A 23,050-nucleotide genomic window follows, 5' to 3' on the forward strand; every position below is an offset into this window, starting at 1 on the left:
GGAGGGGTGGTCTGGACGGATCGGCGCGCTCAGTCGGTGGGACGGGAGGCGTCGGGCGAGGGCGTCGCCGAATCGGGGCTCGAGGCGGCGGGGTCGGCCGCGCTCGGGCCCGCAGCGCCGAGGTCGGCGGCGCCGGCGCCGGCAGCGTCCGGCTCCGCGGTGTCCGGCTCCGCACCATCGGGATCGGCACCGGAGTCGGCAGCATCCTGCTCGGCTGTACCGGTCTCCTCACCGTTCACCTCGGCAGCGGACGCTTCAGCCGCAGTCTCCGCCGCACCCGCCGGGTCGAACCGCGCCAGCGCGGCCGTGATGTTGTCGTGCCCGCCGCGCTCGTTCGCCCAGGCGACCAGCGCCTCCGCGAGCGTGACCGGATCCGCGCCCACCCTCTCCTGCGCCTCGCGCAGCACGCGCGCGAGGTCCTCGGCGGCGGACGCGTAGTTCCAGAGCCCGTCGGAGCAGACCAGCACCCAGCCCGGCTCGGTCAGCTCCTCGGAGGCGACCCGCGGCTCCTCGTCGTGCGCGTCGGCGCCGAGCCAGCGGGTGATGGCGTGAGCGTCGGGCGCCGTCTCGGCCTGCTCCCGCGGCACTCCCGAGGCGATCTGCTCCTGCGCCCACGAATCGTCGACCGTGAGCTGCCGCGGCTCGCCCGCGTCCGGCATCCAGTAGCTGCGGCTGTCGCCCACGTTGCCCGTGACGAGCAGCGCGCCGTCCAGCACCGCCGCGGTGAAGGTGCACGAGGGCGGATTCGACCGCTTCTCGGGCACGGCCGCGTCGATCGCTCCGGAGGCGCGCGCGGTGGCCATCTGCAGCAGCGCGCGCCAGCGGTCCGCTCCCGCGCTCTCCCCGCCGACCTCGGCCTGCAGCGCACTGAGTGCCGCACGGGCCGCGGCGAGCGACGCCTTGTCGGAGTCGGGGGTCGAGGAGACCCCGTCGCAGACCACGAGCAGCGCCGTCCTCAGAGAGCCGTCGGCGCCAATGACCGCCCCGAGCGCCATCGCGTCCTCGTTGGCCGGGTGCCGGAGCCCGCGGTCGCAGACGCCGCCGACCAGCGGGTGCGGCGCTTCGGCCCAGTGCTCGCGCTCGGTCGGAGCGGGGCGTCCGCACTGCTCGCAGTAGCCGTCCTCGGCGACCGCTCCCCCGCAGTAGACGCAGGTGGCAGATCCTCCTACGGCGACGGGCGGAGCGGAGGGGGCGGCCGCGACGATCAGCGGCGTCCCGCAGGCCTCGCAGAAGGCGTCGCCGGTCGTGACCGGCTCGCCGCAGTTCGGGCAGGGAGTCGACAGCGCGCCGCTCATGTCAGCGTCCAGCGTCGGACCTCGTTGGCCCGGTCGACGAGGCGCAGGCGCTCGTCGCGCTCGCGAGTGGAGGCGGCGAGCGCGCGGTAGGAGGCCTCGAGGCCGTCGCGGATGGCGGCCTCGTTCGCCTCGACCCCGCCGAGGGTCGCTCCCTCGGCCGGGCCGTCGCGCCGCACCAGCTCGAGGGCGGAGGCGAGGACCTGAGTCGTGAGCTCGAGGCGGGTCCGCTGATCGATCGACACGGAGTCGACGCTCGCGAGGGCGGCCGAGAGCGCGGGCAGCCCGCGGCCCGACTCCGCCAGCAGCTCCGCCCGGCGGCGGCGCGCGTCGGAGTAGGAGGAGCGCGTGGGCGCGACGATGTCGAGCGCGTCGAGCGCCCCGTCGAGGTCGGAGCGCAGCTGCCGCACCCGCGCGAGACCGAAGGCGGCGGGTGCCGTGTAGTTCGCGTCGGCGCGGGCGCAGATCACGTAGAGGGACTCGGCGACCTCGGGCTCACCGCTCGCCTCGCACGCCGCGGCGAGCGCGAGCTTCGGGGCGAGCTCGCCGGGGACCTGCCCGTAGACGGTGTTGAAGGAGGCGCGGGCCCCGATGTCGTCGCCGCGCGCGAGCTGCGCGAGACCGCTCATCCAGACCGCCCGCCACTCCCACGGGTCCTCCGTGAGGATCTCGCCCGTCGCGCGGGCCGCCTCCTCCCAGCGCTGCGCCTCGATCGCCGCCCGGGCGCGGGCGAGCCGCACCTCGACCGTCACGGTGGGCGCGAGCGCGAGAGCGCGCAGGCGCACGATCGGGTCGGCGACGTTCACGCCCGCGAGCCACGACCGGGCGGGATCGGACTCGTCGCGGCGGAGCGCCGGCAGCGCGTCCCACGGCGGGACGCGGTCGACCACGTCGGCCACGGGCGCCTCGAACAGGGCCGACTCCGTCGAGTGCAGCGCGGGGTGTCCGGGACCGCGGTCGGTCGCGACGACCTCGCGCAGCACTCCGAGCAGCTGGCCGCGCATCTCGTCCACCGTGGCGAAGCGGTCCTGCGGGTCGGGAGCGCATGCCTTCGCGATCAGGCGGTAGAAGGAGTCGTAGCGCTGGAACAGCGGCGTCTCCGACACGGGCGGCAGCGAGGCGACGAAGGTCGTCTGGTTGCCGCGGAAGTCGAGCACCAGCGAGGCCAGCGTTCGGCCGATCGTGTAGACGTCGGAGGCGACCGAGGGACCGAGGTCGGCGACCTCCGGAGCCTGGTAGCCGACGGTGCCGTAGATGGCGGAGTCCTCGTCGTCGATCCGGCGCACTCCGCCGAGGTCGATCAGCTTGACCTGGTCGCCCACCTGGATCATGTTGTCCGGCTTGAAGTCGCAGTAGAGCAGGCCGTGGTCGTGCAGGTAGGCGAAGGCGGGCATGACCTCGAGCACGAAGGCGAGCGCCTGGTCCACCGGCAGCGGATCCGCGGCGCCGCCGTTGGCGTCCAGCCGCTCCTTCAGGATCTGCTTGAGGCTCGGCCCGCCGACGTACTCCATCACGATGTAGCCGGCGCCGTCGTGCAGGACGAAGTTGTAGATCTCGACGATCAGCGGGTGCTCGACCTCGGCCAGGAATCGGCGCTCGGTGACGGCCGCCGCGTACGCATCGGGGTCGCCGGAGTTGAGCAGGCCCTTGAGCACCACCCAGCGCCCCGAGACGTTCCGGTCGCGCGCGAGGTAGATCCAGCCGAGGCCGCCGTAGGCCAGGCAGCCGACGACCTCGTACTGGCCGCCGACCACGTCGCCCTTCACCAGCTGCGGTGTGAACGAGAACGGCGTGCGGCAGTTGGGGCAGAACCCCTCGGTGCGGCCGGGCCGACCGTCGCGCCCGCGGCCGACGGCGGTGCCGCAGTGCGAGCAGAAGCGCTTGCGCTCGGGGAGGACCGCCTCGGTCATCAGAGCGGCCATCGGGTCGGCGGCCGGGCGGGACGGGACGGTGGTGAGCCCGGCGCCGAGCCTCGGGCCGCGCAGTCGGGTCGAGGTGGTGCCGACGCGGCGGGTGACCTTCGAGCCGGTCTGCGCCGTGCGGGCGGAGCCGAGGGCGGCGGTGGCGAGGCGGGCGGAGGAGGTGCGCGTGCTGCGCGCGGTGGCCGACTCCTCCGCGGGCCCGGGTGCCGTGGCGCCGGGGGTGCCCTCGACGAAGCCGGTGCCGAAGGCGGCGGAGGCGGTGGCCGGCGGGGAGGCCGGAGCGGCGCGGCGCGCGGTCGGCGTGGAGGCGGCGGCGCCCTCCTCGGGCGGGAGGCCGCAGACGTTGCAGTAGCCGTCCTCGATCGTCCCGGTGCAGCCGGGAGTCGCGGTGCAGGGGGCGCCGTTCATGGGGTGGCCTTCCGGTGGTGCGCGGGGTCGGGGTGCGGGAGGTCGCGGGTGACGACGTCGTACTGCTCGACCAGGTGGCGGGCGAGCGGGACGGAGCACGGCACCGTGTCGAGGGCTGCGCGCACCTCCTCCTCGGCCGCGACGCCGACGGCGGTGGCAGCGCGGCCGTTGCCCTCGGCACGCTCCCGCAGCGCCCGGAGGCGGAAGCCGAGGGCGGCCCGTTCGCGCAGCGGCGAGGTGTAGGCGGCCTCGACCGCGTCGAACGCGCGGCCGACGGCGGTGAGCCGGGCGAGGTGCGCGTCGAGCGCCTCGCGGTCGGACGGAGGATCGCCCAGCCGGGAGACGTCGGGCACGGCCAGCCGCGGCGGGTCGGCGATCTCGCGGCGGCAGCGGGCCACGAGCTCGCGCAGCGGCGCCTCGCGGCGCTCGGCCGCCTCCGCCAGCTCGCGCGCCCGACGGCGGTCGCGCTCGAGTCCGCGCCGCTCGGACGCGGCGATGATCAGGTCGCGCTCGAGCCGGGCGGAGTCGCTCTCGAGCTGGCCGAGCGGCCCCGACACGTCGGCTCCCCGACCCGCCCGCTCGGCGAGCGCGTCGAGGCGGGAGCGCAGCACGGCGACCCGCTCCGCCCGCTCGCGGTCGACCGTGCCGCCGCCGTCACGGGTGAGGTCGCGGCAGCGCTCGATCTCGGCGCGCACCCCCACGATCCGCCCGGCGACGTCGGTGCCGCTGGGGTCGAGCTCGAGCCGGGAGCGCAGCTGGCCGACGACCGCGTCGCAGAGGCGCACCGCCTCCACCAGCGAGACCGCGCCGCTCCCGGAGGCGTCGAGACGGCCCCAGATCAGCTGCGACATCCGCTCGCGCGCCACGACGTCGACGCGGCCGGAGTCCCAGACCGCCTCGAGCTCGGCGAGGCGCCGGGTGACGGACTCGCGGAGCGACTGGGCGAGCACCACGTCGGCCGTGTAGTTCTCGGCCTGCGGCGACGCCAGCGCGGCGGCGTCCAGCCGCGAGAGCTCGCGCGTGGTCCGCTGGAGCCAGCGGGTGAGAGCGGCGAGGTACTCGAAGAGCTCGCGCTGCGGCGCGGCCTCCCCCAGCCGGCCCGGAGCGACGGGGGTCCCCTCCGCGAGACCGGTGCTCATCGGCCGTACACCGGGGCCGGCGGCGAGGCCTCGCCGAGGACCCCGAGCCAGCGCTCGTAGATGCTCTGCCAGCGGCCGTCGCTGCGGATGCTCTCGAGCGAGGCGTTGACGAAGCGCACGAAGTCGGGGTCGTCGGCGGGCAGGCCGAGGCCGTAGGGCTCCGAGCTCAGGGCGTCGCCGACGACCTTCGCGTAAGGGTCCTGCGCCACGAAGCCCGCGAGGATCGTGTCGTCGCCCGCGATGGCGTCGACCTCTCCTGCCTGGAAGAGGGCGAGGCACTGCGAGTGCGTGGCGGCCTCGACGGCCTCGACCTCCGGGTAGTCGTTCTGCAGGCGGCTGAGCGTCGTGGTGCCGCTGGGCGCGCAGACCCTCTCGCCGTCGAGGTCGCCGATGCCCGTGATCGGGACGCCGTCGGGGTCGTCGGAGACGAGCACCTTGAGGCCGGCGTCGTAGTACTCGGACGAGAAGGCGATCGAGCTCCAGCGATCGCAGGTCATCGTGAGGGTGCGAGCCACCATGTCGACCTGCGGGGCGCCGTCGCCGCCGGTGAGCGCGGGGAGGCGCTGAGCGGAGGTGATCACGACGTAGTCGATGGAGTCGCTGCCGAGGATCGCCCGGGCGACCTCGCGGGCGATGTCGACGTCGAAGCCCTCGATCGCCCCCGTGATCGGGTTGCGGGCGCTCATCAGGAGGGTGTCGGCCGAGACGCCGACGCGCAGGGTCCCGCGCCCGCGGATCTCCGCGAGCCTGGTGCTGTCGGTCACGCCGGTCGGCGCGTAGGAGGTGACCGCCGAGGGCGAGCAGTCCGCCGCGGCAGGAGCGGCGGGAGCGGACGCGCTCGCCGTCGGAGTCGGGGTCGCCGCGGCGAGGGGCGTGCCGAGGTCGTCCGCCCCCGTCGTGCAGCCGGTGAGGGCGAGAGCCGCGGCGGTGGCCAGGGCGAGGGCGGCGGCGCGCAGGCGGTTCATCGGTACTCCTCCAGTCGCTGGGCGATGCCGCGCCAGGCGAACACGGCTCCGGCGAGACCGGCCGCCAGCAGGATCCACGAGACGAGGGTCGCGAACTCCGCACCTCTGTCGAGCGTGGTGGCGGCGGCCAGTGCCTTCTCCTGCACCACGTCGCGGGCGTCGTCGGAGAAGGTGGTGAAGAGGTCGTTCGGCGTGCCGTTCCCGGTGATCGTGGCGACGCGGACGGCCTGGTCCCAGTTCCCGGCGTCGTCCGCCTGCCGGATCTCCTCGTGGAACGACTGCCACTGCCCGAACTCGTCGACGAGCCGTGTCCTCGCCAGCTCGTCCTGCAGGTCGCCCGAGAGCTTCTCCCGGGCGGAGTCGACGGCCTGGGTGTAGCGCTCCTCGAGGGCGGCGCCGGAGCCGCGCTTGATCAGCGTGAAGCTCTCGAGCGACTTGGCGTCGCTCGCGGCGATGAGCGCGTTCGACACGGTGAGCGCCTCGCGGTAGGACTCGACCCGCGCCGTCCCCGCGTCCGCCGCGACCGATCCGTAGGCGAGCGCCCCGCCGACGCCGACGACCAGCAGGAGGGCGGTCCCCGTGGCGAGCGGGCGGTTGAGGTAGCGGTGCGTACGGCGGGCGAGCCAGAGCTGCGCCGCCAGGAGGAGGACCAGCATCACGAGCGAGCCGATCATGAGCAGGACGCTCCAGCGGACGGCGTCGTAGGCGGCCGCGACCCGGTCGGCACCGGAGTCGACGAGCCCGTCGAGGTCCTCGAGGATGCCGCCGTCTCCCGAGAGGGCAGTCGACGCCTGGTCGAGGTACGCCGAGGCAACGGGGAAGCCCTGCCGGTTGTTGGCTCGCGCCTGCTCGATCAGCCCGCTGTAGGTCGTGATGCTGCTGGCGACCCGGGCGAGGGCCCGGGTGTCCGCCGAGTCGGCGGCCGAGAGCCCCGCGATCGCGGAGGCGGCGCCGGTGAGGCTCGAGACGTACGACGCCCGCAGCTCGGTCGGCTCCAGTCCGCCGACGAGGAAGGTGTTGGCCGCGATCGCGTTGGCGTCCACCAGCAGCGTGCGGACGTTCTGCACGCCGAGCAGCTGCGCCGACTGCTCCCGGGCCGTCGTCGCGGCGCGCGCCTGCATCGCTCCTGCCTGCTGCGCGAACACGCCGAACAGCACGGCCGCCAGCGCCGTCAGGGCGAGCAGGAGGCGCAGGGTGGCCGGAGTGGTCGCGGTCGCGCGGGCCAGCAGCGACGGCTTCCGCTGCGCCGGCCGGTTGGCGACCTGGACGAGGGGCGGCTCGGGGATCCTCTGCGCGGGCGGCGCGGCGGGTGCGGTGCTCAACGGCTCTCCTCCTCGGGGTCGTCGGTGACGGGGACGGCCGTGCCGCTCGGGGCGGCGTCCGCCTGCCCGAAGGCCTCCTCAGAGCCGTCGACCGCGCCCTCGTCGTCGTCGCCGGCTCCGTCCGGGCTGCTCGAGGCTTCGGGGCTCTCCACCACGTCCTCGGGGAGCAGGATGCGCAGCTCGTCGAGCGTCGGCTCCTCCACGTCGCGGAGGCGCCAGGCGTGCCGGGCGATCGCCGCGTCGAGGACGTTGCGGACCCAGCGCCCGTTGCCGAACGCCTCCGTGCGCTGCTGCGCCGAGGCGAGGCCCGCGAACGCGGCGAGCGCCTCCTCCGTCGGCTCGAAGTCCGCGGAGGCGGCGAGGCGGCCGAAGATCGCCGAGAGCTCGTCGTCGGAGTAGTCGGCGAAGTCGATCGTGGTCGAGAAGCGGCTGGCGAGTCCCGGGTTCGTGTCGAGGAAGCCCTGCATCGGCCCGGAGTAGCCGGCGACGATCACGACGAGGTCGCCGCGGTGGTCCTCCATGTCCTTCACGAGGGTGGTGACCGCCTCCGCGCCGTACTGGTCGAGCGCGAGCGCGTAGGCCTCGTCGATGAAGAGGACGCCGCCGCGCGCGGAGGCGATCACCTCCGCGGTCTTCGTCGCGGTCTGCCCGAGGTAGCCGGCCACCAGCTCCGATCGGTCGACCTCGACGAGCACGCCCTTCGAGAGGATGCCGAGCGAGCGGTAGATCCGCGAGACCAGCCGCGCCACCGTCGTCTTGCCCGTGCCGGGGTTCCCCGTGAAGACGAGGTGGCGGGTGAGCGTGGGCGTGCTGAGTCCGGCGGCCTGGCGCAGGGTGTCGATCCGGAGCAGCTGCGTCTGCCGCTTGATCTCGCTCTTCACCCGGTCGAGGCCGATCAGCGCGTCGAGCTCGGCGAGCAGGTCGTCGATGGACTCCGGCGGGTCGAGCGGCTCCGGCTCGGAGGCGGGCTCCGCGGCGGGAGCGGCGGCGGGCGCCGGCTCGTCCTGCGGACCGTCGTGCTCGGTCCGGCGGAGGCGCTCGAGGATCTCGTCGACCCCGGGCACGCCGGCGGGCAGACCGGTCGGCAGGTCGGCGCTCGCGGCACCGTCCGGCGTCCGGCCGGTCGTGTGCGGTACTCCTCCGCTCGTCGTCGGAGCGGCGCCCCGGGCGCCCGGGACGGCGGAGAGCTGGGCCGCGGCGGTCGCGGAGGCGGAGGCGATGCCGCCGATGCCCGGGTCGCCGAGAGCGCTGGCCGCCGAGACGACCTCGGTCAGGGCGCGGGCGTAGGCGGAGGAGTGGTGAGAGCCCGCGCCGACCAGGGCGGCCAGCTGATCGGTCGGCCCCGACCGCCAGCGCCGGCCGCTCGAGGCGGCGGTGAAGAACGCCTCCAGACCGCCCGTCGCGCCGGTCGCGGCGAGCCAGTCCTGCCCGGCGCCGCGGATCGACTCGGCGACGGCGGCGGCCAGCCGCGCACCCTCGTCGCGGACGGCCGCGGCGTCGAGGCCGGCGGCCGTCCCCGCGAGCACGAGGGCGTCCAGCGCCGGGGCGAGCGCGGTCACGAGGCGCTCGGCGGGGTCAGCGAGCCGGATCCGGACGGCGCTCCCGGCTGCGGAGGCGCGTCGAGACCGCTCGGGGAGAGCGAGGACTCCGTGAACTTCTCGGCCAGGAACTGCCCGTGCGCGATCAGCGCCGAGGCGTCCTGCCGCGAGACGGCGTCCGAGATGCGGTCGAGCGTGCCTCCGAGGAGGTCGAGCTGGTCGCAGAGGATCATCAGCGAGGTCTTCCCCCTGTGCACGGCGCGGCGGTCGGCGAAGTCCCTCGGCAGGCGGAGGTAGCCCTCCACCGCCTCGGGGAGGTAGCTGGTCGCGGTCGCGACGACGGTGTGGCCCTGCCGGCTCATCCCGCCGAGGCGGTCGAGACGGGGCACCATCTCGCGGACCGTCTCGTCGATCCGCTGGATGCGCGCCGCGACGATGCCGGGCACCCGGCCCTCCGTCCGCGTGCCGACCCGGTCGAGCGCCGCGAGGATGTCCTCGCTCGTCGGGACGCTCGGCAGAGCGGGCGCGGTCTCCTCCGGCGCCGCGGGGGCACCCGTGAACAGTCGGGAGAACCAGCCCATCGGCTAGCGGCCGAGATCGAGCGAGGACGTCGCGTCGATGTCCGAGTTGCTGCGGCGGGCCCGCTCGACGTACTCGCCGGCCTTCGCCGTCTCGGTCTGCAGGACTCCGACGGTCTGGGCCATGCTGTCGAGCGCCTTGATCTTGAAGTCCGAGATCGAGTCCATCGTCTGGTAGATGTTCGCGAACGCGGCCTGCAGCTGCGGCAGTCCGACCGTGGCCGAGGCGGCCTGCGACTGGATCGAGGCGGACTGGTCGGCGAGCATGCGCGAGGTGGCCTCGATCATGTTGGACGTCGTGGTGTTCAGCGCCGTGATCTGATCGAGCACGAGGCGCTGGTTGGCGAGCGCCTGCGCCACGATGACCGCCGTGCGCAGCGCCGAGACGGTCGTGGTCGTCGCGCGGTCGACGCCCTTGATCAGCTCGACGTTGTTCTTGATGACGACGTCGATCGCGAGGTAGCCCTGGATCGACACGGCCAGCTGGGTCAGCAGGTCCTGGTGCTTCTGGCGCGCGTAGAAGAGGACGTCCTCGCGCAGCGCCTTCGCCCGCTCCGGATCGGTTGCGTCGAGCTCGGCGATCTTCGCCGAGAGCTTCACGTCGAGCCGCTCGGCGACGTAGATGTACTCGTTGAGACGGGTCATCGTCTCCCAGAGGTTCTGCTTCTCGAGATTCAGGGCCGCGTTGTCCTTCCGCAGCTCGTCCTGCCCGTCGTACAGGGCCTGGATGATCGCGTTCAGGTGCGACTGGGCGCTCTCGTAGCGGCGGAAGTAGTCGGTGATCTTGTTGCCGAACGGGATGAAGCCCAGGATCTTCTTCTGCAGGTTGTCCTCGGACGGGTCCAGATCCTCCACCGTGCGGCGCAGCTCGAGCAGCGTCTTGCCGATGGTCGACCCCTCGGAGAGCCCGCCCTCCTGGAGGGCGCGCACCGGCGTGCTCAGCAGCCGGTTCGACGAGTCGGCGGCCGAGCGGATGTCGGCGTCGCCCATCGTGCGGATGTCGTTGGCCCGCGTCGCGAACTCGGGGCTGCGGGACTCCGTCGCCAGGAGCGTGTCGAGGTAGCCGTCGACCTTCGCCTCGAGGCCGGGCAGGGCGGCTTCCGGCACCTTCGGCGCGATCGACGGCGCCGAGGTGGTCGGCACCGCTGCCACCGGCTCCGGAGGCGTGAGCGAGAGGGCGTTCTGGACGGGCGGCTGCAGGGCCTCGGTCATCGGGATCCTCACCGTTCCTGGCGCTCGGCGCCGACTGGGATGAACGTCCGCCCAGCATATCCCGGGCCCTCCCGCGGGATCCCCGCGAGCCGCCTCGTCCGAGGACTCGACGCGATCGGGCGGCTGTGGAGGAGCATCCGCCGCCGGTCAGACCGCCTTCGGGCGCCTCCGCAGCGTCGCCACCGCGACTCCGGCCAGGGCGAGCGCGCCTCCGAGCAGCGCGGCGAGCGGCGGGGTCTCGCCCAGGACGAGCCAGGACAGCAGCACGACCACCGCGGGCACCGCGTAGGTGGACGCCGCGGTGCGACCCGCGCTGGAGCGCGCGAGGACGTACCCCCACGTCGTGAAGGCGACGGCAGTCGGGAAGATCCCGAGGTAGACCACGGCCAGGATCGAGGAGAGCGGAGCGGCGGCGAGCGCCTCGACGAGCTCCGGGGCGAAGGGCAGGCACGCGACCGTGCCGGCGAGGCAGCCGAGCCAGGTCATCGTCGGTGCGTCGATCCGTCCCAGCAGGCGCTTCTGCAGGGTCGCCGCGCTGCCGTAGACGACGGCGGCGACCAGGCCGAGGGCGACGCCGATCACGTCGAACTGCCCGGTGGAGGTGGAGAACGCGATCACCGCGACGCCGGTCAGCGCCACGAGCATCCCGGCGAGGAGACGGCGGGGGAACCCCTCCCCCAGCAGCAGCCCGGCGAGCACGGCGGTGATCATCGGCGCGATGTTCACCAGCAGCGCCGCCGTCCCCGCGTCGACGTGCCGCTCCGCAGCGTTCAACGCCAGGTTGTAGACCCCGAACCAGGCGACCCCCCAGCCCAGCACGAGCAGGAGGAGGCGCCCGCGCGGGACCGCCGTGCGCGGATCCGGAGCCGCCTCCGAGCGTCGCCTCCGGGCGGTGAGGACGACGCGGACGACCGTGAGCGCGAGCGACCCGACCACGATGCGGCCGAGGGTCAGCGCGCCCGGGCCGAAGTCCTCCGTCGTGGCGCGGATGCCGACGAAGGCCGACGCCCAGAGCAGGACGGTGACCGCGATCGCGCCCCACAGCAGGAGGGCGTCCCTCGTGGAGGGCGGGGCGGAGGAGGAGACGTCGGTCATGAGGCCATCGTGGCGCTGCCGGGGATTCAGCACCAGTTCCGTTCACTGTCGGATCGTTCAGCCGGACTGTACGGTCGTCTCATGCTCGACGTGCACCGGCTCCGCATCCTCCGCTCCGTCGTCGCCTCCGGCTCGATCGCGGGAGCCGCCTCCGGCCTCGGCTACACGTCCTCCGCCGTCAGCCAGCACCTCTCCGCTCTGCAGCGCGAGACCGGACTGACCCTGCTGGAGCGGGTGGGCCGCGGCGTCCGCCCGACCCCAGCCGGACGCGCCCTCGCCGCCCAGGCGGACCGCGTCCTCGAGCGCCTCGCCGAAGCGGAGGCCGTGGTGGAGGAGCTGCGCGAGGGCCGCTCCGGCCGCCTCTCGGTGACGTACTTCGCCTCCGTCGGCAGCGCCTGGATGCCGGAGGTCGCCCGCCGGCTGACCGCCGCGTTCCCCGGCCTCGCCCTCGATCTGCGCCTGGGAGAGGAGCTCGACGACGACCTCGGAGCGCGCCCCGACGTGCAGCTCCTCGTCGCCTCCTCCGAGCCGACCGCCCCCGGATTCACGGCGCACCACCTCCTCGACGACCCCTACCTCGTCGTCCTGCCCGACGGTCATCCGCTCGCCTCACGGAGCGAGATAGACCTCGCCGAGCTCGCGAACGAGCGCTGGGTCGATAACGACCTGCCCACCGGCTGGTGCCGCCGGAACGTCGTGGAGGCCTGCGCCGCCGCCGGGTTCGCGCCGCCCTTCCACGTCCAGGCCAACGACCACATCACCGCCGCCGCGTTCGTCGCCGCGGGCATGGGCGTGACGGTCCTGCCGGAGCTCGCGGCCCACCGCCTGCCGGACGGCGTCCGCGCCGTGCCCGTCGTCCGTCCCCGGCCCGTCCGCTCCCTCGAGGCCGTCGTGCGCAACTCCGCCGCCTCCTCCGCACCGGTGGCCCTGGTGCTGGAGACACTGAAGGCACTCGTCGCACGCCGTTGAGCGCGCCTGCACGGGCGAGCTCGCAGCACATCGGAGCACGATGGGCGCGTGAGATCCGTCGAACCCGTCACCCGTTCCGCGCCCGCGCTCGGCGGACCGCGCATACTGAAACAGCGCTGGACCGAGGCGACGTTCCTGCACTGGCGGGTCGACCCCGCCCTGGTGGCGCCCCACCTCCCGGCCGGGACGAGGCCCGACGAGCACGACGGCTCCTCCTGGGTGGGCCTGATCCCGTTCCGGCTCTCGCGGACGGCCTTCCTCGGCGGCCCGCGGGTGCCCTGGCTCGGCACCTTCCCCGAGGTGAACGTCCGGCTCTACTCCGTCGACGAGCAGGGACGACGCGGAGTCGTGTTCGTCTCGCTCGACGCCTCCCACCTCCTTCCCGTGCTCACCGCGCAGGCGGTGTTCGGGCTCCCCTACCGCTGGGCCCGGATGAGCATCGAGCACCGCCACGGCGCGGTGATCTACGACACGATCCGGCACTCGGACTCGGCCGCCCGCTCCCGGATCGTCGTCCGCCCGGGCGACCCGGTCGGCGAGGACCCGCTCGCCTCGTTCCTCACCGCACGCTGGGCCTACCACGAGCGCCACCTGGGCTCCACCTGGTACGGCCGCAACCTGCACCGGCCGTGGCCGCTGCGACGCGCGGAGCTGCTCGCGCTCGACGACGGGCTGCTCGACGCCGCGGGCTTCCCCGGGCTGGCGACGCGCGCGCCGGACTCGGTGCTGTACTCGGCGGGAGTGGAGACCGTGTTCACGGTGCCGCGGAAGGTGTGAGGGGGGCGGGAACGCTCCTCCACAGGCGGCTCTTCGCGATGCTGTCCGATGGAACGGCGGTCCCGAGGTCCACGACGAGACTTCGTCCGCTGAGATCAGGGCATGAAGGAATCGGCGACAGTAGACGACGCGCTCACGGAGGCGCTCGCGCTCGCCGGCTCACGGCACGCTGAGCGGTCCGCCGTCGAGGCATCCCGGTACCGGGCAGTCGAGGAGGCACGCCGCCTCGCGATGGCGGCACCGGCGGCGCTCGTCGGCGAGCACGTCCAGGTGCAGGTGGATCGGGCGGAGGCGGCGCACCGGGCGCTGATCGCGGAGCTCGCGACGAGACTCCGGGTCTCGGAGGCGCACGCCTCTGCACTGGTCGACGAGGCACGCCTGCTGGTGAACGACCTCCCGGCGACGTTGCGCGCACTCGCGGACGGAGCGCTCTCCCCCGAGCACGCGCGACTCGTGGTGCGAGGAGCGCTCGACGTCCCGGCCGAGGTCCGTGGGCGCTTCGACGAGGAGGCCGCCACGATCGCGGTCGCCTGCACGCCGCCCCAGCTGCGACGCGCCCTCCGGTCGCTCCGGGAACGGCTGCACCCGCAGACGCTCAGCGAACGTCATCGGGACTGCGCCCGTCGTCGCGCGCTCTGGGTGGAGGGCCTCGACGACGGGATGGCGATCCTGCACCTCTACACCGCAGCTCCCGATGTGCTCGGCGCGATGGACAGGATCGACCGGGCCGCCCGCTCCCTCGCGGATCTGCCGGACGAGGAGCGGACGCTGGGCCAGCTCCGCGCAGACATCGCCGCTGCGCTGCTGGTCGACGGGGAGACATCGGCCGAGGGAGACGGCACGTCGATGCCGGCGGGAGTGCGCGCCGAAGTCGCGGTGACCGTGCCGGCGCTGACCCTCCTCGGGCGGTCCGACCAGCCCGCCGTCCTCGACGGATACGGACCCGTCGATCCGGAGACCGCGCGGCGTCTCACAGCAGGTGCTCCCTCGTTCACGCGGCTGCTCACCCATCCGGAGAGCGGAGCGGTCCTCTCCGTCGGACGCGACTCCTACCGAGTGCCGGCGGACCTGCGTCGCCACCTCCAGCACCGCGACGGGACCTGCCGGTTCCCGGGATGCACCCGCAGCACCCGCCACGCGGACGTCGACCACACGAACGACTGGCACCACGGAGGCACCACGTCGGCCGACAACCTCGCGCACCTCTGCCGACACCACCACCGGCTCCGCCACACCACGGGGTGGACCCACCAGCAGGAGCCGGACGGCACGCTGCACTGGACGAGCCCGACGGGACGGCAGCATGTCACCCGGCCCGGGGAGCCGGGGAACGGGACGGAGGGCGGACACGATCCGACCGGGACCGGCGGGCCGTGACAAGGGGCAGGTCGGGTGGCGTGGACGGGCAGGTCAAGGGGCGGGCCCGCTTCGGCGCGCCCGCGTAGCGTGGACGGCACGGGCCGATAGGCGCGGAAGCGACAAGAGGGGCAGCGATATGGCAGGAACGAAGGACAGGAAAGACGCGACGACGGGGACCTCGGCGGTGCTCTTCGATATCGACGGGACCCTCGCCGACACGAACTTCCTCCACGTCGAGGCGTGGTCGCGCGCCTTCTGGCAGGCCGACCTCGTCGTCCCCGCCTGGCGCATCCAACGAGCGATCGGCGCAGACTCGTCGGAGCTGCTCGACATGCTCCTCGAGGACGAAGTGAAGGAGGAGCAGCGCGCACTGGTGAAGTCGCTGCACACCAAGAACTACACCGAGACGACAGCACGCATCGTTCCACTTCCGGGAGCTCGCGAGCTCGTCGCGACGCTCGTCGGTCGAGGCGTCCACGTCGTCCTCGCCACCTCGGCACCGCAGAACGAGCTGGACGTGCTTCTCGACGTCCTCGACTTCGGCGGGTCCGTCCACGCTGTCACCAGCGGCGCCGACGTCTCCACCGCCAAGCCAGCACCCGACCTGATCTCTATCGCGCTCGACCGCGCGGGTGTCTCCGTCGACCGCGCCGTCATGGTCGGCGACGCGACCTGGGACGTCCTGGCCGCCGAGCGCGCGGGCCTGGCAACGGTCGGAGTCCTCTCCGGCGGAACCTCGGAGCACGAACTCCGCGAGGCCGGAGCCGTCGCCGTCTACGAGGACGCGGCGGCCGTCCTGACCGGTCTCGGCGAAGGGCCCCTCGCGAGCCTCCTGAACTGACCGACCGCCACCCCAGGAGGCTCACGAGCCTCAGTCGCGGGGTCGCCGTCGCAGCACGAGGAGCGTCACTCCGATGGCGGCGGCGACCGCGGCGAGAGCGCCGCCGATCCACAGGACGTCCCCGAGGAGTGCGGGGTCCGATCCGGACGTCGCCTGCGCTTCGTCGGCTGACTCGGCCTGTCCTCCTGAGACCGCGACGGTGCCGTTGCAGTCCGGGACCGAGTCCGACCCGTCGGCGAGCGCGGTCCCGTCGGACGGCGCCCAGTCGAACGCGTACTGGCCCGACACGGGGTGCCCGTCGGTGGACACGACCTGCCAGGTCACCTCGTACTCCCCCGCCGCGCCGAGCTCGAGCGGCATCGACGCTTCCGGCCCGACGACGCTGACGCAGCCGTCGCCGTAGTAGAGCCCGTCCGGCCCGACGACGCGCAGAGCCGCCGCCGTTCCGTCCGTCCCGAGGACGAGCAGGTCGTCGTTCGTCGTCAGCACCAGCGTTCCCGGCTGCTCCGTCACGGTCGAGTCCGCAGCGGGAGTCGTCGAGACGAGGTAGTTGTGCGCGCTGGCGGGCGCCGCCACCGCGATCGAGCCGAGCAGCCCGATCGCGGTAACGGCGACGAGGGCCTTCCGACGGGTCACGCCGACGCCCGGGGTCCGCGGCGGCGGGAGGCGAGCCCGACGGCCACGCCGACCGCGCCGACGACGAGCCCACCGACTCCGAGGATGCGGGCGAGCACGTCGTCGCCGCTCGTGGCCGTCGTCGCCGAGGCGGTGGTCGCGACCGCGTCGTCACCGTCGCCGTCGTCGTCGTGTCCGCCCCCGTGGCCGGACCCCGCTTCCGCCGCGGTCACCGCGACGGTGGGAGCGGGCAGCTCGGGCTCGTCCTGGCCGTCGACGGTCGGCTGGTCCCAGGCGGTGCTGCCGGTCTCGCACGTCTGCAGCACGGGGAACTCCAGCGTGGAGCCCGCCGCGTCCTCGGGGAGCTGCAGCTGGAGGGCGACGGTGTCGCGGTAGCCGTCGGCGAGGGGCGTCTTCGCCGTGTAGACCACGTCCGAGACCCGCTTGGTCGCGGTGCTCCCGTGGGAGTCGGTGACCGGGTCGGCGATCGCGACCTCGTTCTTCACGACGTCCCAGTTCGGGTTGATCGTCGGGCTGACCGAGTTGATGCCGTCGGGCATCGTGATCGTGAGTCCCGTCGTCGGCGAGCCCTCGCAGCCGTGGGCCAGCGAGAACGTCACCACCGTGTACGAGCCGGCGGCGGTGCTGCTCGCCGCCGCGGTCACGTGTGCGCTGGCCGCAGTGGGCGCGGCGACAGCGAGCGCGATCGATCCGGCGGCGACGAGTGCGCCGCTGCCGACGAGGCGGAGCCGCGAGAAGGAAGAAGAAGAAGAAGAAGAAGAAGAACGGGTCATGACGGTCGTGTCCTCGGGGGAGATCCGGCGCGGGGCCGGGAGTTCTGGACGCAGCGCGGGTTCGCGGTGCATGCGGAGGCGCCGACCGGAGCCGCTCCCGCACGGGAGGGGCGTCAGGCGGCGCGGAGGACCCGCAGCGGCGGCCCGCGGTGCCGGAGGATCGAGAGGACCGCGTCGAGGGAACGGGGCGCCCGCGGCTCGGGGGTGCCCGTCATCGAGACGCCGGGTGCCGACGGGAGCGCGACCGCGGACGCGCGGGCGACGATCCGTACGACGACGCGCTGGAGGCCTGCTCCCAGCGTCCAGAAGAGGCGCTCGCCGTACCGGAACGCCGCGATCGTGAAGGCAGCCGCAGCGAGGTGGGCGACGAGCATCAGCGGAGCGTGGGCCGCGTGTCCGCCTCCGCCGGCGATCAGCTCGATGGTCGACCCGTCGTGGAAGTGCGCGCCGGTGCCCGTCGTCCCGACCACGCTCACCTCCCCACCGCTGCCCGTGATGAGGAAGAGGCCGTGGTACGCGATCTGGCTGAGGAGCACGGAGAGCGTCAGCCGGGGAAGGGACGGACGGCGCCCCGAGAGGAGGACGCAGACGACGACGGCGAACGCCGCGGCGAGGGCGAGCACGGCAGGAGCGGGGGTCTCGGCGCCCGCGAGCGTGTGGGAGGCGGCGGCCGTGGCGGTCGCGGCGAGAGCGGCGGCGACGCCGCGAGCCACTCGTGCACCTCGGGTCTGCACTCGCCCGTCCTCTCGTCGTCGCGTCGACGCGTGCGCGCGACGTCTCCAGGGTAATCGACGCGGCGGAGCAGCTCCCCGCCGTCCCGGTTCCCTGCCGTTACGAAGCCGTTACCTAGATCACCGAAAGAAATCCAAACCCCCGCAGGGAGGGCTCCGAACACATGTCAACGGCCGCGACACGGTCCACACAGAACAGGTCCTCCGCATCACGTGGGGGCCGTCTCACGAAGGAGTAATCCCATGCGATCCACCAAGCGTTCCGCCCTCGCCGCATTCGCCCTGCTGGGCACCGCCGCCCTCGGCCTCACCGCCTGCTCGAGCGGAAGCGGCTCGACCACCGCCGCCAGCGACGCGGCGACCGAGATGTCGACCCCGATGGCCACCTCGTCGGCCTCCGCCTCCTCGACCCCCATGGCGACCATGGACCCGGCCGCGAACCTCGTCGGCCCCGGCTGTGCCGCCTACGCCGAGCAGGTCCCGGACGGCGCCGGCTCGGTCGAGGGCATGTCGCTCGACCCCGTTGCGACCGCCGCGTCGAACAACCCGCTGCTCACCACCCTGACCGCTGCGATCTCCGGTGGCCTCAACCCCGACGTCAACCTCGTCGACACGCTGAACAGCGGCGAGTTCACCGTCTTCGCCCCGGTCGACGACGCGTTCGCCAAGCTCGACGCCGCGACCGTCGACTCCCTCAAGACCCCCGAGGGCGCCGCCACGCTATCCTCGATCCTGACCTACCACGTCGTCCCCGGCCAGATCGCCCCTGACGCGATCGCCGGCGACCACGCCACTGTCCAGGGTGGCAACCTCACCGTCACCGGTTCCGGCGACGACCTGAAGGTCAACGACGCGTCCGTCATCTGCGGTGGCGTCCAGACCGCCAACGCGACCGTCTACCTCATCGACACCGTGCTGACCCCCCCGGCCAGCTAATTCCCCTCACCGGCTCCGGCCGGTGAGCACGCCGAAGGGCGGGCACCGCGAGGTGTCCGCCCTTCGGCGTTCGTGCGTGCAGAAGCCCTCCGCGAAGCCGGACACTGCAGAGTCGTCCGGCACAGAGTCGTCCAGCACAGAGCCGCGCAACGCAGAGCTGTCCGAACGGGAAGCCGCACAGCGAGGAGCCCTGCGCAGCGCGGAGTCGGAGGGTCACCACGACCCGGCACTCGCCGTCACTCCGCACCACAGCACTCACCACGAACGACACGAGGCGCGGACCCCGATGCAGGGGGTCCGCGCCTCGTGTCGTTCGGTCGGCGGCTACTCGGCCGGGGCGCTGATCTCGCGCAGGACGCGGTCGCCGGGGCGGGCCTCGATCATCTCGGCCTCGATCTCGGCCCGGTCGAGCAGCTCCTCCATGCGGCGGCGACGGTTGCGCGTGATGAGCGTCACGACCGTGCCCGTCTTGCCCGCGCGGCCGGTGCGGCCGGAGCGGTGGAGGTACGTCTTGTACTCGTCGGGAGCGTCGGCCTGAATCACCAGGTCGATGTCGTCGACGTGGATGCCGCGCGCGGCCACGTCCGTCGCGACCAGCACGTCCACGCGTCCGCTGGTGAGCAGTGCGAGGTTGCGGGTGCGGCGCGACTGGTTGAGGTCGCCGTGGAGGCTCGTCGCGGGGATGTCCGCGTGGTCGAGCTGCTCCGCGAGCTGCTCCGCGAACGCGCGGGTCCGGGCGAAGATCAGCGTCTTGCCCTGGCGGGCGGCGAGCTGCTCGATGATCTCGGCCTTGTCGCGGTGCTCGATCAGGAGCACGCGGTGGTCGATGGTCGAGGACGCCTGGTCCTCGCCGGCGACCTCGTGGACGCTCGGCTCGACCAGGAACTCGTCCACGAGCGTCGCGACGCCCTTGTCGAGCGTGGCCGAGAACAGCAGCCGCTGGCCGCCGTCGGCGGTCTGGCGGAGGATGCGCTGCACGGGCTCGAGGAAGCCGAGGTCGCACATGTGGTCGGCCTCGTCGAGCACCGTGATGGTGATGTTCGAAAGGTCGAGGCGGCCCTGCTCGACGAGGTCCTCGAGGCGGCCCGGCGTCGCGATGACGATGTCGACTCCGCGCTGGAGGGCTCCGACCTGCTTGTACTGGGGGACGCCGCCGTAGATGGTCGTCGTGAACAGGCCGACGGAGCGGGCGATCGGCTGGATGGTCCGGTCGATCTGCATGGCGAGCTCGCGGGTCGGCGCGAGGATGAGCGCGCGCGGAGCGCGGCCCGGCTTGCGGCCCTTCGCTCCGTTGTTCTCCATCAGGCGCTCGACGACGGGGGCGCCGAAGGCGATGGTCTTGCCGGAGCCGGTCTTGCCGCGTCCGAGGACGTCCTTGCCGGCGAGCACCTCGGGGATGGTCGCGGCCTGGATCGGGAACGGCGCGGCCGCTCCGAGCTCGGTCAGCATCCGGACGATGTTCCCTCCCAGGCCGAGGTCGCCGAAGGTGACGCCCTCGACGTCGACGGCGAGCGTGGCCGTCGCCTCGAGGCGCTCGAGCACGACGTCGTCGGCCTGGTGCGGCGCACGGGCGTCGCGGCTGGGGTAGAAGTCCGAGCCGGAGTCGCGGCGCGAGGGCCGGGAGTCGCGGTCGAACGAGCGGGTCGGGCGGTCGCCGCGGTCGTGGCCGCGCGAGGGACGCGCGTCCCGGTCGAAGGAGCGGGCCGGACGGTCGCTGCGGTCGAACGAGCGGGCGGGACGCTCGGTGCGGTCGTAGCCGCGCGAGGGGCGCTCGTCGCGGTCGCCGGTGCGGGCCGGACGGTCGTCGCGTCCGTAGGAGCGGGCCGGACGATCGTCACGGTCGTTCGAGCGGGCCGGACGCGCATCGCGGTCGAAGGAACGGGCCGGGCGGTCGCTCCGGTCGAAGGAACGCGCAGGACGGTCGTCGCGCCCGTAGGAACGGGCCGGACGATCGTCGCGATCGTTCGAGCGGGCCGGACGCGCATCGCGGTCGAAGGAACGGGCCGGGCGGTCGCTCCGGTCGAAGGAACGCGCAGGACGCTCATCGCGCCCGTAGGAACGCGCAGGACGCTCATCGCGATCGTTCGAGCGGGCCGGGCGTGCGTCGCGGTCGTACCCGCGGGCCGGACGCTCGTCACGGTCGTTCGAGCGGGCCGGACGCGCGTCGCGGTCGTAGCCGCGCGAGGGCCGCTCGTCGCGGTCGTACCCGCGGGCGGGCCGATCGGCGCGCTCGGTGGCTCGCTCGGCGCGCTCGTCGGCGTTCCAGCGCGCCTTCTTGGGGGCGTTCTCGTCGACGGCGCGGAAGCCGCGGTGGCCCTCGCTGCGCGAGCCCGGCTTGGCGCCGGGGAAGCGGGAGCGGCCGCCGAGCTGGGACTTGCCGCTCGAGGCGCCGAAGCGGTTGGGCTCGAAGTTCTTGGCCGGACGTCCGCCGGCGGGCTTCTTGTTCTTGGGCATGGCAGTTCTTCCTGGGTTCAGGTCGTGCGCGAGGAGGCGACGCCGGAGGAGCCCCGTCGTGAGGGGCGTCCGTGCGCTGGACTGCTGCGGGGCAGCAGGGGGGAGAACCCGGGCGAGTCATTGACCGGGGCCGATTCACACATGTGATTCGTCTCACGACGACTGTCGGAGACCCGGCCCACTTGACTAACAAACCCATCCGCACGAGAACGCACGGTGTCAAGAGCCGACCGAGCGAGTCTACACGCGGCCCCGGAGCCTGGCTAGGGCGGGGAGACGTGCGGCCAGGAGCCGCTCAGGTCGGGGGCCGCGAAAGCCGGGAGCCGCGAAGCCCGGGAGCCGCGAAGCCCGGGGGCCGCGCACCTCCGCAACCGGTCCCCCGCGGAGTCGCCCCGCAACAGCCCCCCGGCCCCGAGCCGCAGCACGATCGACGCGCGCCCGCGCGCAACGACCGCCCGTCCGCTACTGCGACGCCCGCCGGGCCCGGTACGCGGCCACGTTCGCGCGATTGCCGCAGTTGCCCGTGTCGCAGTAGCGCTTCGAGCGGTTGCGGGAGAAGTCCACGAGCACCGCCTCGCAGTCCTCCGCCGCGCAGACGCGGATCCGCTCGCGCTCGTCGCCGCGGATCACGTCGACGAACGCCATGGCGGCCTCGACCAGGATGCGGGTGGCGAGCGGGCTCTCGTCGCGCGTCGCGTGGAGGTGCCAGCCGTAGGGTCCGTGCCGGACCAGCTGCGGGAGCGCGCGGCCGGAGTCGAGCATCCCGTTGACGACGGGGACGAGGTCCTCCTCGGCCCGCGTGAGCCAGAGGGTGCGGAGGGAGGAGCGGATCGCCCGCACGGCCTCCAGCTCCTCGGTCGATCCGTCGCGGCTGCCCGTGTACCGGTTCTCGAGGAGGAAGTCGTCCAGCTGCTCGATCGTCGCCATCTCGTCCTCGCCGGACGGCGACAGCTCGGGGAGCGTGTTGACGAGGGTGGCGGTGGAGGTCAGTGACGCCTCGACGTCATAGGCGAACACCATGTTGACTCCTGACAGTGCGGCTCAGTAGTGTGCGATCAGCTCGCTGTCACGAGTGTAATCCTTTTGACTCCTGAAGGAGCCGGCCATGACCGCCGAGAGCACCGCCGCCGTCACCCTCCCCGCCGCGAGCGCGCCCGCGCCTGCACGGCGCCTCGGCTCGGGCCTCGTCGCGGCGCTGGCCGCGTCGGCGGCGTTCGGTCTGGGCGGGCCGTTCGTGAAGCCGCTCCTCGAGGCGGGCTGGACGCCGGCGTCCGCGGTCCTCTGGCGCGCGGGCGGCGCCGCCCTGATCCTCGCGATCCCGGCGGTCCTGTCCCTCCGCGGCCGTTGGCCCGTGCTCCGCCGCAACCTCGGCACGATCGCCCTCTACGGAGTCTTCGCCGTGATCGCCGCGCAGCTCTGCTTCTACAGCGCGATCGAGCACATGTCGGTCGGCGTCGCCCTGCTGATCGAGTACCTCGCGCCGGTGTTCCTCGTCCTCCTCGCCTTGGCGCGCACCCGCCGGCACCCCGGCCGCTTCACCCTCGCCGGCTCCGCTCTCGCGCTCGGCGGCCTGGTGCTCGTGCTCGACCTGTCCGGCGAGTCGACCCCCGAGCTGGTCGGCATCGCCTGGGCGCTGACCGCCTCGCTCGGCCTGTGCGTCTACTACGTCATCGCCGGCCGAGTGGATCCGGAGCTGCCGCCGATCGCGCTCACGGCGGGGGCGATGACGGTCGGCGCCGCGATCCTGCTGGCACTCGGGGCGCTCGGCGTCACACCGCTGCGCGCGACCTTCGGAGAGGTGGTGTTCGTCGGAGCGGAGGTCAGCTGGCTCCTCCCCGCGGGCGTGATCCTCGGCATGTCGACGGTGCTGGCGTATCTGCTCGGGATCGAGGGCGGACGCCGTCTCGGCACGCGGATCGCCTCCTTCGTCGGCCTGACGGAGGTGCTGTTCTCGATCGCGGCCGCGTGGCTGATCCTCGGCGAGCTGCCCGCGCCGATCCAGTTCGGCGGCGGCGCGCTGATCCTCGCGGGGGTCGTCCTGGTCCGGCTGCAGCGCGAGCCCGGCACCCCCTGATCGCGGGGGTGCCGCATCCGGGGCGCCGG

Annotated in this window: 20 protein-coding genes; 6 read left to right on the plus strand and 14 right to left on the minus strand. The window is 73.6% G+C overall.

Translation table 11 applies throughout. From position 1 onward, the window contains the following. Positions 1 to 29: 29 nt before the first annotated feature. The 9 genes from C5C35_RS05760 to C5C35_RS05800 form a co-directional block, all read right to left on the minus strand. Positions 30 to 1,295 (minus strand): PP2C family serine/threonine-protein phosphatase, encoded by a 1,266-nt coding sequence (locus tag C5C35_RS05760; protein ID WP_104262735.1) that lies wholly within the window; start codon positions 1,293 to 1,295, stop codon positions 30 to 32. Then, positions 1,292 to 3,622, minus strand: a complete 2,331-nt coding sequence (locus tag C5C35_RS05765; RefSeq protein WP_104223838.1) for a serine/threonine-protein kinase — start codon at positions 3,620 to 3,622, stop codon at positions 1,292 to 1,294. The genes C5C35_RS05760 and C5C35_RS05765 overlap by 4 nt, the downstream gene beginning before the upstream one ends. Continuing rightward, on the minus strand, positions 3,619 to 4,761 hold the full coding sequence (locus tag C5C35_RS05770) for a hypothetical protein (RefSeq protein WP_104226189.1): 1,143 nt from the start codon (positions 4,759 to 4,761) through the stop codon (positions 3,619 to 3,621). The genes C5C35_RS05765 and C5C35_RS05770 overlap by 4 nt, the downstream gene beginning before the upstream one ends. Then, entirely contained in the window at positions 4,758 to 5,726 is a 969-nt protein-coding gene (locus C5C35_RS05775; RefSeq protein WP_104233136.1) for a glutamate ABC transporter substrate-binding protein, read from the minus strand. The genes C5C35_RS05770 and C5C35_RS05775 overlap by 4 nt, the downstream gene beginning before the upstream one ends. Next, positions 5,723 to 7,048: a hypothetical protein gene (locus tag C5C35_RS05780; RefSeq protein ID WP_104262736.1), complete on the minus strand. Its 1,326-nt coding sequence runs from the start codon at positions 7,046 to 7,048 to the stop codon at positions 5,723 to 5,725. Before C5C35_RS05780 ends, C5C35_RS05775 begins: the two co-directional genes overlap by 4 nt. Then, positions 7,045 to 8,607 (minus strand): AAA family ATPase, encoded by a 1,563-nt coding sequence (locus C5C35_RS05785; protein ID WP_258066325.1) that lies wholly within the window; start codon positions 8,605 to 8,607, stop codon positions 7,045 to 7,047. Before C5C35_RS05785 ends, C5C35_RS05780 begins: the two co-directional genes overlap by 4 nt. Next, on the minus strand, positions 8,604 to 9,167 hold the full coding sequence (locus tag C5C35_RS05790) for a hypothetical protein (RefSeq protein ID WP_104223834.1): 564 nt from the start codon (positions 9,165 to 9,167) through the stop codon (positions 8,604 to 8,606). Before C5C35_RS05790 ends, C5C35_RS05785 begins: the two co-directional genes overlap by 4 nt. 3 nt (positions 9,168 to 9,170) lie before the next feature. Further along, positions 9,171 to 10,376, minus strand: a complete 1,206-nt coding sequence (locus C5C35_RS05795) for a toxic anion resistance protein (RefSeq protein WP_104223833.1) — start codon at positions 10,374 to 10,376, stop codon at positions 9,171 to 9,173. 147 nt (positions 10,377 to 10,523) lie between these two features. Then, on the minus strand, positions 10,524 to 11,471 hold the full coding sequence (locus tag C5C35_RS05800; RefSeq protein WP_104249861.1) for a DMT family transporter: 948 nt from the start codon (positions 11,469 to 11,471) through the stop codon (positions 10,524 to 10,526). Positions 11,472 to 11,552: 81 nt separating this feature from the next. Here C5C35_RS05800 and C5C35_RS05805 point away from each other — a divergent pair, with 81 nt between their 5' ends. From C5C35_RS05805 to C5C35_RS05820, 4 genes are all read left to right on the plus strand, one after another. Then, on the plus strand, positions 11,553 to 12,440 hold the full coding sequence (locus C5C35_RS05805) for a LysR family transcriptional regulator (protein WP_104262737.1): 888 nt from the start codon (positions 11,553 to 11,555) through the stop codon (positions 12,438 to 12,440). A gap of 48 nt (positions 12,441 to 12,488) precedes the next feature. Beyond that, entirely contained in the window at positions 12,489 to 13,217 is a 729-nt protein-coding gene (locus tag C5C35_RS05810; protein WP_104226183.1) for a YqjF family protein, read from the plus strand. A 102-nt stretch (positions 13,218 to 13,319) separates the two neighbouring features. Then, a complete protein-coding gene (locus C5C35_RS05815) occupies positions 13,320 to 14,594 on the plus strand; it encodes an HNH endonuclease signature motif containing protein (protein ID WP_104262738.1) in 1,275 nt (424 codons plus the stop codon). A gap of 118 nt (positions 14,595 to 14,712) precedes the next feature. Next, a complete protein-coding gene (locus C5C35_RS05820; protein ID WP_104246886.1) occupies positions 14,713 to 15,417 on the plus strand; it encodes an HAD family hydrolase in 705 nt (234 codons plus the stop codon). Positions 15,418 to 15,447: 30 nt separating this feature from the next. On the opposite strand, the gene C5C35_RS05825 is transcribed toward C5C35_RS05820, so the two are convergent. Genes C5C35_RS05825 through C5C35_RS05835 form a run of 3 tightly spaced genes read right to left on the minus strand, consistent with a single transcriptional unit; the run spans position 15,448 to position 17,560 of the window. Further along, a complete protein-coding gene (locus C5C35_RS05825; protein ID WP_104246887.1) occupies positions 15,448 to 16,053 on the minus strand; it encodes a copper resistance CopC family protein in 606 nt (201 codons plus the stop codon). Continuing rightward, entirely contained in the window at positions 16,050 to 16,898 is an 849-nt protein-coding gene (locus C5C35_RS05830) for a YcnI family protein (RefSeq protein WP_104260385.1), read from the minus strand. Before C5C35_RS05830 ends, C5C35_RS05825 begins: the two co-directional genes overlap by 4 nt. 41 nt (positions 16,899 to 16,939) lie before the next feature. After that, positions 16,940 to 17,560 carry a hypothetical protein gene (locus C5C35_RS05835; protein ID WP_146084567.1) on the minus strand — a complete coding sequence of 207 codons (621 nt, stop codon included), beginning with the start codon at positions 17,558 to 17,560 and terminating at the stop codon, positions 16,940 to 16,942. A gap of 240 nt (positions 17,561 to 17,800) precedes the next feature. On the opposite strand from C5C35_RS05835, the gene C5C35_RS05840 reads away from it, so the two are divergent. Continuing rightward, entirely contained in the window at positions 17,801 to 18,493 is a 693-nt protein-coding gene (locus C5C35_RS05840; protein WP_104246890.1) for a fasciclin domain-containing protein, read from the plus strand. Positions 18,494 to 18,817: 324 nt separating this feature from the next. Here the strand turns inward: C5C35_RS05840 and C5C35_RS05845 are convergent, their stop codons facing one another. Next, on the minus strand, positions 18,818 to 20,947 hold the full coding sequence (locus C5C35_RS05845) for a DEAD/DEAH box helicase (RefSeq protein WP_104262739.1): 2,130 nt from the start codon (positions 20,945 to 20,947) through the stop codon (positions 18,818 to 18,820). Positions 20,948 to 21,409: 462 nt separating this feature from the next. Next, positions 21,410 to 21,967: a CGNR zinc finger domain-containing protein gene (locus C5C35_RS05850; protein WP_104262740.1), complete on the minus strand. Its 558-nt coding sequence runs from the start codon at positions 21,965 to 21,967 to the stop codon at positions 21,410 to 21,412. Positions 21,968 to 22,052: 85 nt separating this feature from the next. Between C5C35_RS05850 and C5C35_RS05855 the strand changes: the two genes are divergently transcribed. Continuing rightward, positions 22,053 to 23,021, plus strand: a complete 969-nt coding sequence (locus C5C35_RS05855) for a DMT family transporter (protein WP_104262741.1) — start codon at positions 22,053 to 22,055, stop codon at positions 23,019 to 23,021. Positions 23,022 to 23,050: the final 29 nt, after the last annotated feature.

Source organism: Rathayibacter sp. AY1F8, from assembly GCF_002932165.1.
Lineage (GTDB): Bacteria > Actinomycetota > Actinomycetes > Actinomycetales > Microbacteriaceae > Rathayibacter.

Bases quoted from the DNA above. Each gene is read 5' to 3' on its own strand.
- C5C35_RS05760 (WP_104262735.1), bottom strand. From the start codon at position 1,295: ATGAGCGGCGCGCTGTCGACTCCCTGCCCGAACTGCGGCGAGCCGGTC.
- C5C35_RS05765 (WP_104223838.1), bottom strand. From the start codon at position 3,622: ATGAACGGCGCCCCCTGCACCGCGACTCCCGGCTGCACCGGGACGATC.
- C5C35_RS05770 (WP_104226189.1), bottom strand. From the start codon at position 4,761: ATGAGCACCGGTCTCGCGGAGGGGACCCCCGTCGCTCCGGGCCGGCTG.
- C5C35_RS05775 (WP_104233136.1), bottom strand. From the start codon at position 5,726: ATGAACCGCCTGCGCGCCGCCGCCCTCGCCCTGGCCACCGCCGCGGCT.
- C5C35_RS05790 (WP_104223834.1), bottom strand. From the start codon at position 9,167: ATGGGCTGGTTCTCCCGACTGTTCACGGGTGCCCCCGCGGCGCCGGAG.
- C5C35_RS05795 (WP_104223833.1), bottom strand. From the start codon at position 10,376: ATGACCGAGGCCCTGCAGCCGCCCGTCCAGAACGCCCTCTCGCTCACG.
- C5C35_RS05800 (WP_104249861.1), bottom strand. From the start codon at position 11,471: ATGACCGACGTCTCCTCCTCCGCCCCGCCCTCCACGAGGGACGCCCTC.
- C5C35_RS05805 (WP_104262737.1), top strand. From the start codon at position 11,553: ATGCTCGACGTGCACCGGCTCCGCATCCTCCGCTCCGTCGTCGCCTCC.
- C5C35_RS05815 (WP_104262738.1), top strand. From the start codon at position 13,320: ATGAAGGAATCGGCGACAGTAGACGACGCGCTCACGGAGGCGCTCGCG.
- C5C35_RS05820 (WP_104246886.1), top strand. From the start codon at position 14,713: ATGGCAGGAACGAAGGACAGGAAAGACGCGACGACGGGGACCTCGGCG.
- C5C35_RS05830 (WP_104260385.1), bottom strand. From the start codon at position 16,898: ATGCACCGCGAACCCGCGCTGCGTCCAGAACTCCCGGCCCCGCGCCGG.
- C5C35_RS05840 (WP_104246890.1), top strand. From the start codon at position 17,801: ATGCGATCCACCAAGCGTTCCGCCCTCGCCGCATTCGCCCTGCTGGGC.
- C5C35_RS05845 (WP_104262739.1), bottom strand. From the start codon at position 20,947: ATGCCCAAGAACAAGAAGCCCGCCGGCGGACGTCCGGCCAAGAACTTC.
- C5C35_RS05850 (WP_104262740.1), bottom strand. From the start codon at position 21,967: ATGGTGTTCGCCTATGACGTCGAGGCGTCACTGACCTCCACCGCCACC.
- C5C35_RS05855 (WP_104262741.1), top strand. From the start codon at position 22,053: ATGACCGCCGAGAGCACCGCCGCCGTCACCCTCCCCGCCGCGAGCGCG.